Annotated in this window: 14 protein-coding genes; 9 read left to right on the top strand and 5 right to left on the bottom strand. The window is 49.0% G+C overall.

Annotated features, from left to right (window positions below):
• Positions 1-18 precede the first annotated feature (18 nt).
• From B9D94_RS04915 to B9D94_RS04925, 3 genes are all read left to right on the top strand, one after another.
• Positions 19-1,230, top strand: a complete 1,212-nt coding sequence (locus tag B9D94_RS04915) for a Tm-1-like ATP-binding domain-containing protein (RefSeq protein WP_076153384.1) — start codon at positions 19-21, stop codon at positions 1,228-1,230.
• A gap of 58 nt (positions 1,231-1,288) precedes the next feature.
• Positions 1,289-2,119: a phosphoenolpyruvate hydrolase family protein gene (locus B9D94_RS04920; protein WP_148246543.1), complete on the top strand. Its 831-nt coding sequence runs from the start codon at positions 1,289-1,291 to the stop codon at positions 2,117-2,119.
• 231 nt (positions 2,120-2,350) lie between these two features.
• On the top strand, positions 2,351-2,794 hold the full coding sequence (locus tag B9D94_RS04925; protein ID WP_006212405.1) for a hypothetical protein: 444 nt from the start codon (positions 2,351-2,353) through the stop codon (positions 2,792-2,794).
• A gap of 109 nt (positions 2,795-2,903) precedes the next feature.
• On the opposite strand, the gene B9D94_RS30875 is transcribed toward B9D94_RS04925, so the two are convergent.
• Together B9D94_RS30875 and B9D94_RS04930 are read right to left on the bottom strand one after the other, a co-directional pair.
• Positions 2,904-3,080, bottom strand: a complete 177-nt coding sequence (locus B9D94_RS30875) for a hypothetical protein (RefSeq protein ID WP_155984628.1) — start codon at positions 3,078-3,080, stop codon at positions 2,904-2,906.
• 188 nt (positions 3,081-3,268) lie between these two features.
• The gene (locus B9D94_RS04930; RefSeq protein WP_148246544.1) at positions 3,269-3,577 is read right to left on the bottom strand and encodes a hypothetical protein; all 309 of its coding nucleotides are present in this window, start codon (positions 3,575-3,577) and stop codon (positions 3,269-3,271) included.
• A gap of 185 nt (positions 3,578-3,762) precedes the next feature.
• Here B9D94_RS04930 and B9D94_RS04935 point away from each other — a divergent pair, with 185 nt between their 5' ends.
• The 3 genes from B9D94_RS04935 to B9D94_RS04945 all read left to right on the top strand — a co-directional run bounded on the left by B9D94_RS04935 (position 3,763) and on the right by B9D94_RS04945 (position 6,571).
• Entirely contained in the window at positions 3,763-4,740 is a 978-nt protein-coding gene (locus tag B9D94_RS04935; RefSeq protein ID WP_148246545.1) for a LacI family DNA-binding transcriptional regulator, read from the top strand.
• Between the two features lie 155 nt (positions 4,741-4,895).
• Positions 4,896-5,822, top strand: coding sequence for a prenyltransferase (locus B9D94_RS04940; RefSeq protein ID WP_148246546.1), 927 nt, complete (start codon positions 4,896-4,898; stop codon positions 5,820-5,822).
• 17 nt (positions 5,823-5,839) lie between these two features.
• Positions 5,840-6,571 (top strand): DUF6081 family protein, encoded by a 732-nt coding sequence (locus B9D94_RS04945; RefSeq protein ID WP_006212401.1) that lies wholly within the window; start codon positions 5,840-5,842, stop codon positions 6,569-6,571.
• Positions 6,572-7,048: 477 nt separating this feature from the next.
• On the opposite strand, the gene B9D94_RS04950 is transcribed toward B9D94_RS04945, so the two are convergent.
• Genes B9D94_RS04950 through B9D94_RS04960 form a run of 3 tightly spaced genes read right to left on the bottom strand, consistent with a single transcriptional unit; the run spans position 7,049 to position 9,994 of the window.
• A complete protein-coding gene (locus B9D94_RS04950; RefSeq protein ID WP_006212399.1) occupies positions 7,049-7,963 on the bottom strand; it encodes a glycine betaine ABC transporter substrate-binding protein in 915 nt (304 codons plus the stop codon).
• 2 nt (positions 7,964-7,965) lie between these two features.
• Positions 7,966-8,799 carry an ABC transporter permease gene (locus B9D94_RS04955; protein ID WP_006212398.1) on the bottom strand — a complete coding sequence of 278 codons (834 nt, stop codon included), beginning with the start codon at positions 8,797-8,799 and terminating at the stop codon, positions 7,966-7,968.
• Complete coding sequence (locus tag B9D94_RS04960) at positions 8,792-9,994, bottom strand: quaternary amine ABC transporter ATP-binding protein (RefSeq protein WP_006212397.1); 1,203 nt, start codon at positions 9,992-9,994, stop codon at positions 8,792-8,794. The genes B9D94_RS04955 and B9D94_RS04960 overlap by 8 nt, the downstream gene beginning before the upstream one ends.
• 372 nt (positions 9,995-10,366) lie before the next feature.
• Between B9D94_RS04960 and B9D94_RS04965 the strand changes: the two genes are divergently transcribed.
• The 3 genes from B9D94_RS04965 to B9D94_RS04975 all read left to right on the top strand — a co-directional run bounded on the left by B9D94_RS04965 (position 10,367) and on the right by B9D94_RS04975 (position 13,029).
• Positions 10,367-10,936 (top strand): GbsR/MarR family transcriptional regulator, encoded by a 570-nt coding sequence (locus B9D94_RS04965; protein ID WP_006212396.1) that lies wholly within the window; start codon positions 10,367-10,369, stop codon positions 10,934-10,936.
• Positions 10,937-11,108: 172 nt separating this feature from the next.
• A complete protein-coding gene (locus B9D94_RS04970; RefSeq protein ID WP_148246547.1) occupies positions 11,109-12,437 on the top strand; it encodes an alpha/beta hydrolase in 1,329 nt (442 codons plus the stop codon).
• Positions 12,438-12,468: 31 nt separating this feature from the next.
• Positions 12,469-13,029 (top strand): GNAT family N-acetyltransferase, encoded by a 561-nt coding sequence (locus tag B9D94_RS04975; RefSeq protein ID WP_063480548.1) that lies wholly within the window; start codon positions 12,469-12,471, stop codon positions 13,027-13,029.
• Positions 13,030-13,185: the final 156 nt, after the last annotated feature.

The raw sequence follows: 13,185 nt of genomic DNA on the forward strand, positions 1-13,185 counted from the left end.
ATTGAGGAGGTCTGTACGGTGAAGACAATAGCCATAGCGGGAACATTGGATTCCAAGGGTGCCGAGTTTTTATACGTGAAATCCGTTATCGAGAGCCTGGGGCTAAAAACGTTTACGATCCACAGCGGTGTGTTCGAGCCGATGTTTGCGCCGGATGTATCCAACATCGAAGTTGCAGAGGCGGCTGGGGCGGATATACGCGAGATCGCTGCCCGGAAGGACCGGTCGGCCGGGACCGAGGTTTTGGCTCAAGGGATGGAAAAAATCGTGCCGAAGCTGTATGCCGAGGGGAAATTCGACGCCATTATGTCTTTCGGCGGTACAGGGGGAACGTCGATTGTAACGGCAGGCATGAGAGCCTTGCCGATCGGAGTTCCGAAACTGATGGTATCTACCGTTGCATCCGGGAATACGGCACCTTACGTAGGGACGAGTGACATTATCATGTTTCCCTCCATTGTGGATGTATCCGGTCTGAACTCGTTCTCCACGAAGATTTTTACCAATGCAGCTCATGCGGTAGCAGGTATGGTGTCGTTCGAATCGGCACCACCGATGGATAAAAAGCCGTTGATTGCAGCAACGATGTTTGGTGTAACGACACCCTGCATTGATTATGCCAGGGAGCATTTGGAGCGGCATGGGTACGAGGTGCTTGTGTTTCACGCAACAGGTACAGGCGGGCAAACGATGGAAAGTCTGATTGATGCCGGGTTTATAGACGGTGTACTGGATTTGACAACAACGGAATGGTGCGATGAGCTGTTCGGCGGCGTTTTGGCAGCAGGACCTCATCGGCTCGAAGCCGCTGGACGCTGCCAGGTACCGCAGGTCGTATCAACTGGAGCATTGGATATGGTCAACTTCGGTCCTTATGATACTGTGCCTGAGGCATACCGGGGTCGGAACCTGTACAAGCATAACCCCTCGGTTACACTGATGCGGACGACGGTGGAGGAGAACCGGCAGCTTGGCGAGATCATTGCGGACAAACTGAATCTTTCGGAGGGTCCTACGGTGTTGATGCTTCCCCTGCAAGGCGTATCCATGCTGGATGTGGAGGGCGAGGCATTCCGGGGGGCACAAGAGGATGAGATGCTGTTCAATACGCTGAGACAACGCATCAATCGTGAGAAGGTGGAACTGGTGGAGATGGAGACCGACATTAACGATCAAGCTTTTGCAGTGGCAGCCGCCGATAAATTGATGGAACTGATGAAGCGTAAGTAAGATTGGAGCAATAGCTCACCAATACACCAAGTATTCATATCTGAAGGAGGAACATATCATGGCAATGAGCACGAGAGCGGACGTATTAGCCAAGTTAAAGGCAGAGGTAGCAGAGGGCAAGGTATTACTGGGAGCGGGAGCAGGTACGGGCATATCGGCCAAGAGTGCCGAAGCCGGTGGCGTGGACCTCATCATCATTTATAATTCTGGCCGTTACCGGATGGCTGGACGCGGCTCCCTGGCCGGACTTATGGCATACGGAGATGCGAACCAGATCGTGGTGGACATGGGAAACGAGGTGCTGCCGGTTGTGAAGAATACGCCTGTATTGGCAGGTGTTTGCGGCACGGATCCGTTCCGGATCATGGATATTTTTCTAAAGCAGCTTAAGGAGCAGGGCTTTGCGGGAGTTCAGAACTTCCCGACGGTAGGCCTGATCGATGGTGTATTCCGTGCCAATCTGGAGGAGACCGGCATGGGGTATGATCTTGAAGTTGAGATGATCCGGAAGGCGCATGAGCTGGATATGCTGACTACCCCCTATGTGTTTGACGTTGATCAAGCGAAGAAGATGGCGGAAGCCGGAGCCGATGTACTGGTTGCCCATATGGGCCTGACTACCAAGGGAACGATTGGTGCCAAGACGGCCTTGACGCTGGATGATTGCGTGGACAAGATTCAAGCGATCTGCGATGTCGGAAAAGCGGTTAACCCGGACATTATGATTCTGTGCCATGGCGGACCCATCGCGGAGCCAGAGGATGCAGCGTATGTATTATCCCGAACCAAGGGTGTCGAAGGATTCTTCGGAGCATCCAGCATTGAGCGTTTTGCCACAGAGGTTGGTATCAAGCAGCAAACAGAGGCATTTAAGAATATCTCGAAGTAAGATATGACCAGAATACAGCAGCGTGTCTTGGTTAGGTCATTAATTAAAAAAGACTCCCTGGCAGGAGTCTTTTTTGTCTTTATATAGATTTAAATATAGAATCTTACAGCAAATTACTCGTCTTTCATGGAATATATTTATTTTCTAGTGATAGATACCCGGCCCGTCTATACCAATCCTTGTAATCCAACATACTCTATAATATCTCAAAGGTTGGGAGGTTTTGATAAAATGGCGAATTTTCTAGTGGATAGCCAAGTTTCCCTGAATGCTGCTACAAGCGGATCGATTGCAATCCCGGTATCGACCACGCCTGAGTTGTTCGGTACACTCGGTTTGAATACGTCAGGAGCAGGAGCAGATTTAAGAGTTGTATTTGATTTTACCGTGGCAGTGAGCAGTTTGTTATCGGTGTTGACTCCTCTTACAGTGACGGTTAATCGTATTGTAAGCGGGGTAACAACAACTGTCTATACTGCCACCGAGACACTGCCTTTACTGGCAGGAGTCACGGAGATTACTCTCCTGTCGGGAAGCGGAGTCGACTACCATCCGCCAAATCCCGGATTTATTATTTATCAGGCTCTGATCAGCGTGCCTGGTGGTATTACTTTATTTCCTACCCGCGTCGGTCCGGAAAGCTTTACGGCCGAAGCCTATTCAGATTTTGCATAAAGAAAAAGGGACTCCGGCGGGGTCCCTCTTCTTTTTACATAGGATATGAGTCTGTATTCAAAATACTACCTGTGTCAAGGGTTCTTTAGGCGAACCTCCAAGCCAGAGTCTAATCATCATCCCTCCGCTTGCTCTTGGATGCAGCCACAGCAAAGGCAATAATGACAAGCGGAATGAAGATGAACCAAGGGATTGTAATAGTGCTCCCGATCAGTATGGCCAGCAGCAGCACCACAACCATACCAATAATAATGTACAAACAGCCTCTGCCGAATGTCTCCATCATCCATCAACTCCTTTTGACAAGGATAACGTGACGGACAAGATGTAAGTTTCAGTCTTTCGATAAAAAGGCAGAAGCCTTGCTCTTGCCATCACGCCCTTTGGGTCACGCTGACAATGAATGAAGGTTTCCACCCAGATTCAGTGTAAAGTATGAAAAGCATACCAGAGCAAGCACTCTTTTATGGTGTCTTAATCTTTTGCGTTCATCTTATAATCCTTCAACGCGCTAAGATTGGCTCTGGAATTTCCAAGGGGAGGCTTCTTATCGCCAGGCTGCTGTGGAAGACGGTGAAGCACCTCCCGGAGCAGGGCATTATTCTCCCATACGATTTCATGGATTTCGCCCACCGTATAGAACAATGCGCCCATGATCGCACCGCTGATAAGCCAAGTAATCCCTGTTAACCAATTGCCCTCCATGATGATGAATACGATGACCCCTCCAATAAAACCGCCGATAAGCCATATGGCACCAAGGGTCTTGAACAGGTTAGACATACCGATCCCTCCATAGAGCTGAAGTCATTCGTCACTCATTCATAGTACCAAAAAAAGTAATTAGTGGATATGATCTTTATGCTGGTTCAGTGGCTTTAACCCGCTCGTTGCCTCCCTTTGAATAGGAGAGGCAATCATGATAGTATCAGGAAGGAACCAGTGGATAAAAGGAGGCATGACGGAATATGGCAAATATCAAAGAGATCGCTAAGCTGGCAGGCGTATCAGTATCAACGGTATCCAGGGTCCTGAATAATCATCCCTATGTCAGTGAAGATAAGCGGACACGTGTGCTGGAGACGATGAAACAGCTGAAATACGCCCGAAATATGAATGCGGTTCATCTGATTACAGGTAAAACGATGAATATTGCCATTATGCTGCCGTTTATTAATCATGCCTACTTCTCCTTACTGATGGAGGGAGCCGGCCAAGAAGCGCTTGCCGCCAGTTATCGCCTAATCCTGTGCCAGACCGGATATGCGCCGGATAAGGAGCTGGAAGTGCTGGAGATGCTGCGCAACCGCGAGATTGACGGCATCATTATTTTATCGTCGTCGGTTACTCCTAAACAGATCGAAGCCTACTGCACGTATGGACCGATTGTATGCTGCCGGGATGCAGGGGAACGATTATTTTCTTCTATATATATTAACCATGCGGAGGCATTTCGCAGCGCTATGCATTATTTAATGGAGCGGGGACATCGGCGCATCGGATTCACGGTAGGCAGACTGGACAGCCCGAGCACGAGAGCACGTCAAAAGGCATACGGAGCAGTGCTTCAGGAGATCGGGGAGCCTTACCGCGAGGAGTGGATCCTGGATGGCTGTATAGATCTTGAGGACGGCGCTGCCATTATGGATCGGCTGTCGGACATGAAGGAACGCCCCAGTGCCTTGTTGGTCACGGGCGACCATGTGGCAGCCGGGTTGATCTATGAAGCGGAGAAGAGAGGACTGAACGTACCGCAAGAGCTTGCTGTTATCGGGTTCGACAATCAGCCGATCGGCAAAATGCTGGGGCTGACCACGATTGATAACCGATTGTTCGATATGGGGTCGGAGGCCTTCAGGATTGTTTATGCACATATTCAAGGAGAGCTGAAGGAACCGGTTCGCAAGGATCTTGCCTTCGAGCTCATCGAACGGTCATCGGTATAATGGCTGGGCAGCCAAGTTCTAACAAACGGATTACAAAGTTCGACAATTATGATATTCTTATTTATGCAAGTTCTATGTTTCACAACGCTAAACGTCTGCAAGCTACTTGCAGGCGTTCTATTCTGTATTAATAGAAGAGAAAGGAGCATATCAACGTGGATGCCCTTACACAGTTTAAAAAAGCTTCCCGAATCAAAGTCATTCCCGTCATGCTGATTCCGGTTGCTTTGGGAGCACTCGGGGCTTATGTATGGACAGGCCAATTTCATATAGGCCTCTTTTTGTTGACTTTGATCGGAAGCGGGGCTGCGCATCTGTTCTCCAACATGGTGAACGATCTGTGGGACTATAAGAACGGAACCGATACGGAAGCGCAGGAGCATGTCGATGCCATCTCCACGAATTCGGGCTTCCTTACGAAAGGCGTCTGGTCGCTTCGCAAATTCGAGCTCATCACCTGGTCTCTGTTCGGATTAGCTGCACTGAGCGGCATTATTCTAAGTTTAATCAGTGGCTGGTGGGCATTCGTCTTCGGTGCACTTGGCGGATTGATTGCGTATTTCTATGTCGCACCGCCCATCCAATTCGGATATCGGGGCAAGGGCTTCAGTGAAATTGCTATTTTGCTGTCCTTCGGTATTTTGCCTGTGATGGGTGCATACTACGTTCAAACCTCACATCTGGATATACGGGCGCTGCTGCTGTCACTGCCTATCGGGCTGCTGACAACGCTTATTTTGTTCAATCATCACTTCTTGCATTGGCAGGCGGACCGTCAGGCCGGGAAGAAGACCCTGGTCGTGGTATGGGGTGAAAAAAGAGCGCTGAACTTCTCGCGTGTTCTGCTGCTGCTGGCCTGCCTGTCTTTGATAGTCTGCGTATTAGCCGGAGCGCTTCCGCCTTACGCACTGATAGCACTGCTTACGATTATTCCGTTGTATCTTGTATATGGAAGACTGAAGGACAGTAACCGTTCCGAAGCGTATTTACCGCTAATGGGCGCGTCAACCATGACCACCATGCGCTGCGGCGGCGTGCTGATCCTGTCGTTGATCATCCAGGGAATTATTCAGACTTTGTAAGAAAGAAGGGGAATTAGATGGAACAACAACGCGTTTTTGGTGATTTTCACTCCATCCTGTCCGAGAGCGAGGTATGGAAGATCGGCGGTTTCCCGCTGCCGGACGGTTCGTTCTGGGAGTATCGGGAGCCGAATGCTGTCGTTATCGTACGCAACGGAATCCTGTACGTTCGCGCGCCGCTGAGCCGCCAGAATAACCAGATCCAAATTCTCGATAATGCCAAGCATATGTATTATTCCAACGAGGAAGTGGAAGTGCCGGAATCCGGTGAGGTCACCTTCGAGCTGCAGATCCGGGCGCGCACCCAGGGCACGGTGCCTGGCGACCTGTATGACGGCTATGTATCCCTGAACCTGCTTGATTTTAGCACCGGCGGAGCCTTGGATTTCTTTGCTTCGAACGACAAGTATGCCAGCGTATATGCTGTTCTGCCGTTCCCGGGCGTTCAGGTGCCGGAATCGGACAAGACCCGCTACTTCTGTATTTTTAAAGAGGAAGACACACACTTTACACCACTGGAGTTCAATACTTACAAAATTACGTATAACCGTGCCGAGGACGAAGCGGTGTTCTACGTAAATGGAGAAGAAATTCGCCGGGAGAACAACATCCCGATCAAATTCAATAAATTCACCATTGCCCTTGGCATCATGACTGAAAAAGACCTCACGCCGCAAGGCAGCGTATCGGTGCACGGTCAAACCGTGATCGCCGAATACTCGCCAGTAACGGTAACGATAAAAGATTAGCCGCGTGCGCGCCAGCAAAAGCTGCAAGTCTCTTAAAGGGACTTACAGCCCGCAAGAAGCGCCAGCAAAAGCTGCAAGTCCCCCAAAGGGACTTACAGCCCGCAAGAAGCGGCCGGCAAGCCTGTGAGTCCCAATGGGTACCTCACAGCTTGCCTGGCAATAACTCAGGCTAGCTGACCGTGTAGAATACGGGTCAGCCAAGTCCCGCCACCGCAAAGAGCCATCCCAAGATGAATGGGATGGCTCTTTTTACGTGGAAAGATTGGAGGCCGAAGTCAAGAAAAGAGGATGTATCCGTGGAGGAGACCTGGCGTTCGCCTTTGAAACCGGGAAAATGCCGCAAGAGTATCATCCTGTTTTCCTGGTTTCAACAGCGACCGGAACGGATACATCCTCTCTCCAACACAGGCCGACAATCTTGACTCATTCTTTAGAAGAAAAGCCACCCCATATTCCATGGGATGGCTTCACAAGTATTTATTTTAAATCCTCAATCGAATTAGCTTCCACGTAGGATGGAACCACCAGGCCGGTTTTTACACCTTCCATGTTAGCGCCAAGGTCTTCGACCTTGTCCTTGAATTTATCCCAGTAGTCGGCATGTGTCAATGGCAGCCAAGCTGCTACGGTTGCATCAACGTCGCCGTTGGCAACGCCGGTCCACATCGGGCCTGCTTCGACCTGAAGCGCCTCTACTTTATAGCCCAGTTTGTCTTCCATGATGACCTTCAGCAGGTTGGTGCTGGCAATCTCGGAATCCCATGCGACATAACTGAATTTGAAAGTTTTGCCTTCAACCGGCTGCACGCCTTCAAGCCAGGCATCCACTTTCTCTGTGTTGCTGTCAGCCCATTCCTTAGCAGCAGCTTCCGGATCTTGCCCTTCTTGAATAGCAGTCATAATTTGACCCATATCGTCAGAGGTCCATTTGAAATTGCTTAGGAATTTGTAAGCTTCCGGATGATCTTCCTTCAGTCCGAGACGGGCAATCGTGTGAATTTCTTCAGCTTCGCCGAATACTTTTTTCGGATCTTCCAGATACTTCAGATCATATTTGGCGAACATCCAGTGAGGCGTCCAACCGGTAATGATGATAGGATCCTCGTTCTTGATAGCTTTATTCAGTGTTGCCGTCATGGCTGCACCGGAACCCTCGATCAGTTTCCAGTCTGTCAATCCATATTCCTCGATAGCAGCAGCCGTTGCTTTCATAATACCTGCACCTGGATCAATACCGATGATTTCATGCTTTACTTGTTCGCCGAGGGAAGCGGTGGAGCCGCTGTTTGCTCCATTATCCGTAGTTCCATCCGTACCGCCGTTTCCGCCGCATGCGGACAGGATTAAAATAGCGACCAAGCTTAGCGACAACCAAAACTTTTGATTTTTCAAAATTAAGCACCCCTTTTTTTCGATTTAAATATATTTTGTGTAAAGCGGTCGAGGACAATCGCCAAAATAACGACGGCCAAGCCAGCTTCAAACCCTTTCCCGATTTGCAGCTGAGTCACTGCACGATAAACTTCGGCACCAATGCCTTGAGCACCGATCATCGAAGCGATAACGACCATCGACAAGGACAGCATGATGGTCTGATTAATACCGGCCATCAGGGTTGGCATGGCCAGCGGAAGCTGAACCTTGAACAATTTCTGTCCGGAAGTCGAACCGAATGCATCCGCAGCCTCCGTTAATTCACCGGATACCTGCATAATCCCGAGACGAGTCAGACGAATCGTTGGCGGAATCGCGAAGATAACCGAAGCAATAACCCCTGGAACAACACCCAGACTGAAGAATGTGACGGCAGGGAGTAAGTATACAAACGCCGGCATCGTCTGCATAAAATCGAGAACCGGTATAATAATCCGGGATGCGGACCTGCTGTAAGCCGCCCATATCCCAAGCGGAACACCCAGTAGAACCGATATTAAAGCTGCCGTGATGACCAGACTCAGCGTGCTCATCGTTTGCGACCAGTAGCCGAGGTTATCAATGAGCAGAAAACCGATCGCCGTGAATAAAGTCAGTGGCAGGCGGCCCAAGAAATAGGCGATGACAGCCAGAATGACAATGAACAGATACGGATGAGGAAGCATGAACAGATCCGTAAACAGCTGCACGATTTTCTCGATGATCAAAGAGATCGCGTCAAAGAAGCCGGAGAACACGTCTCCCATCCATTCGACCAGTGAATCAACCCAGCTTGCGAGAGGAATCTTAGGCATCTTGCGTCACCTCCCCACTCTTGCTTTCTCCAGCCAGAGCACCGAGCACAGCACCGCGGACGATGACGCCCATCAACCTGCCGTTATCATCCACAACGGCTAATGGCACTTTGGACATACTTGTAATTTCAAACAATTCATTCAGCAGTGTATCGGGTCCGACGCTCGGGCCGTCCGTGATAAGAATGTCCTCAAGCTTGCGGTTATTCTTCATCGCATCGGATGCATCTTCGGCCGTTATGACGCCAAGCAGCTTCTTGGAACGGTCAATGACAAACAGGTTCGAGATTCCACGTTCGCGCATAAGCTCAAGTGCAACGCGTGGTCCGCGATCCATCGTAATGGTCTCGGGACGGCGCATAACCCGGGAAGCCGTGAGCACCTTGGACAGATCCACATCTTCCACGAAACGCTCCACGTAGTCGTTGGCAGGCTGAGTCAGGATCTCTTCCGGTGTTCCGATTTGAACGATGGAGCCGTCCTTCATCAGGGCAATGCGATCGCCGATTCGCAGGGCTTCGTCCAGGTCATGTGTGATGAACACAATCGTTTTCTTCATTTTGTCCTGAAGCTCAATCAATTCGTCCTGCATATCTCGGCGGATGAGGGGATCGAGTGCGCTGAATGCTTCATCCATAAGCAGAATCTCTGGATCATTGGCCAGTGCGCGGGCAAGCCCGACGCGCTGCTGCATCCCGCCACTAAGCTGGTCGGGCATTTTTTCTTCCCAGCCCTTCAAACCTACGAGCTCAAGTGACTTCATGGCGGCTTCGCGCCTCTTGCTCTTGTCTACCTTTTGAATCTCTAATCCGTACTCCACATTTTCTACAACCGAGCGATGGGGAAACAAAGCGAACTTTTGGAACACCATGCTGATTTTCTTGCGTCGAACCTCCCGCAGCTGTTCCTTGTTCATTTTTCGAAGATCTTTGCCATGAATCAATATTTCACCCGATGTTGGTTCAATCAACCGATTTAGCAAACGGACCAATGTAGACTTGCCGCTGCCGGACAGCCCCATGATGACAAAGATTTCGCCTTCATGAATGTCGAAGCTGACACGGTTAACGCCAACCGTTATATTTTTCTCTTTCGCAATTCGCGTTTTACCCCAGCCCTGCTCAAGCAGTTGAATCCCTTGTTCCGGATTCGTGCCGAACAATTTGCTGACCTTGTTAACTTGCAGAATAGCCAAAAGTACTCCTCCTTTTAGAATGTATAGAGACGCGTCCAATTGACCGAGTCTGTACCGATGTCGTCTCGTAAACCCATGTCACCCATTGTAACAACCGATACGTAAAGTATCAAACGTTATATCCGTACATAAAGTACGTACAGTAAAAACTGTACAAAGTTATCCTTTCATATGCTCCCATATGCTCCTATATCCTCTGGAGCGATCTTCTTTACTTTTAAAATAGCTTTCCCTACAATAGATCAGAGAATGTGTATTGAATTGGGATTGATTAGATTTCTTTGAGATCGTTCACACTACAATTCGAGTCCACCTGGTTTGGTTAGGTTGATATGACTTCTTGGATGGCTACAGATAGAGGAGGCTGCAAGCATGGGCTTGTACCATTTAGATGATGAACGGCAGGCAGCCGTGCATAAGATTCGTAAGCGTGTCATTGAGAATATTGGACGAAATATGGATTTGTACGGCATTCCACTCTCAACGGGGCATTTATACGGACTGCTTTATTTTGCGGATAAACCGATGAACCTGGATGAAATGGGACAGGAAATGAAGATGAGCAAGACCAGCATGAGTACAGGCGTGCGGACACTGCTCGATTATAAAATGGTAAACAAAGTGTGGGAGAAGGGTTCCCGCAAGGATCTGTATGAAGTCGAGTACGATTGGTATCAGAGCTTCGTGGACTTCTTTGATATTAAGTGGCGAAAATCGGTGGAGAGCAACATTATGGTTCTGCGCAAAGCGCTGGATGAAACCGAGAAGCTCCATAAGGAGCATGAGCATGATGAAGTATTGGCAGCGGTGCTGCAAGAGGATCAGGCTAAAATGCGTGAGGCCGTCGCCTATTATAAATGGCTGGAGCGTTTGATCGATACTTTTGTGGATGGCGATATCTTTAATTATGTGCCCAAAGAGCCGCCCGAGGGTAAATCCTGATATTGAAATTGGGGAAATTCCCCAGTATAATGACGGGTAAGGCAATGCTTACCTCAGAGGTACAACCTGATTTACCGGGTTGTGCCTTTTTTGTTGTTCAGGTAACGTTTTTTTCCAGTGTAAGCAGCATTTAGTGGTCCTTGTGGTGCAAAAATAGGCAGGAGGGGTTAGAATGGTCAGTATGTCCTCAAGAATGGTGGAAATCGCGGATTTTCCATCGGTTAACCTTGGTAATACCCGAAGTTTGTATGTATATCTTCCGCCCAGCTATCATGTGAATACGGAGAAGCGTTATGCTGTACTCTATATGCATGATGGGCAGCATGTTTTTTCTGCAGACGTGACCGGGGAGTCCTGGGAGATGCATGAGACAGCAGATCGACTTGTTTCCGAAGGACGGATGGAGGAGATTATTATCGTTGGTATCGCAACGGTTCCCCATCAAAGACTGAACGAATACTTCCATGACAATCCAAGGATGCATGAGGTGACCGACCCCCCGTTTGCGGGTGAACAATATGAAGCCTTTATCATTGAAGAAGTGATGCCCTACATGAATGCAACCTTTCGAACGCTGCAAGGGCCGGAATACACGGCTATGATGGGTTCCTCGGCAGGCGGCATTGTCACCTATAACATAGGATTTCGCCGTCCGGAGATTTTTGGAAGCATCGCCGTGATGTCACCCTTTTTCGTGAAGACTGAGTTTGACACTGAGGGCCAACTGCAGGAATATCCATTTTACCAAAGATACGGTACGCATCCGAACCTGCGAATATGGCTGGATATGGGCGGAGCAGAAGGGATCTTCATGGAAAAATACGCCCGAGTGGAAGCAGAGCGACTCATTCATGACGGCTTTGTACCGGGAGAGGATCTTATGCTGTTCCTCGATCCGGGCGCAGGCCACAGTCAGAGAGACTGGGCAGGCAGAGCTCAAGCGCCGTTGTTATATTTTTTTGGCCATATCGGAGAACCAGCTTCTATTCAACTCCATGGGGATAGCGTTGTGGGCATAAACGGACCTCTCAAACAGCTGAATCCGGTTATTACATATACCAGTGGATTTGTTCAAACGCTCATGAACGGGACATTCCATGTCGAGGATCCGGATGTGCTTCGTGTATGGCCTGACGGAAGCATCATACCCAGAGCTCTTGGCAGCACCCGTATGTTTCTTCAATATGGGGGTTTGACCGCGGATAAAGAAATGAGGGTCGTGGATGAGATGCCCGAGTTTGTGAAGGTCACCGTCCAGGTGAAAGTGCCATTATCCACACCGCCCTATCCATCCATTTATGCCGGATTTGAGCTTCCATACTGCGGAGAGGGTTTGTATAGAGGAAGTGCAATGATACCTCATGGTTTAACTTTTGCTTTCAAGGTATCCAGAGGTTTTGGACTGCATGAGAAGATCGGAACCAGCGGATTAAACCGTCGATCCTTTACAGCTTCATCCGAGATGGATTTATTTTATGAGGTTGAGGACTGGGATGTTTGAATTATTGAATGTAATCGGAGGCTTAACTGACATGACAATCAGATCAGCAAGACAACAAGATGCTCCTGCAGCGGTAAGGCTATTGTATGATGCGCTGCACGATGTAGCGCACCAATTGACAGGGGAAGAAAGCGAAGAGAAGGCGATTGAAGTGCTGGAGCAATATTTTCGTGCGGATGAAGGCAGGCTCAGTCACCGGCAGGCTGCCGTAAAAGAGGTAGACGGCGAAGTAGCGGGCATTATCGTGGCATACGGGGGCGATAAGGTGGCGGAACTGGATCGTCCGATCCTGGAGCGTTTGCGGAAGCTGAAGAATGACAAGGCCATCGCCCTGGATAAAGAATCCGATGAGGATGAGTATTATATCGATACCTTATCCGTTTCCCCGCAGTTTGGCGGAAAGGGAATAGGTTCGGCACTTATCAGCCATGCGGAGAAAAAGGCGAAGGAACTTCAGTATGATAAAATCGCGCTCGCTGTTGTGACGGACAATCATCGCGCTCATTCTTTATATGAAAGAAGAGGGTACAGCACGGATAAGGAAATTATGATTAACGGGCACGTTTATTACCACATGGTCAAACCTCTTTAGAAAAAAACATAAAAAAATAAACCGCCTATTTACAAATGGTAATAGGTGGTTTATTATTGTGACATACCGATCTAGAAAATTAGAATGATAAATTAAAGTGGAATGAACGGAAATAACAAATCAAATTATAGAATTGGAATGAACAATTCAGTTAGA

This window comes from Paenibacillus sp. Cedars (assembly GCF_003184205.1).
GTDB lineage: Bacteria > Bacillota > Bacilli > Paenibacillales > Paenibacillaceae > Paenibacillus_AQ > Paenibacillus_AQ glucanolyticus.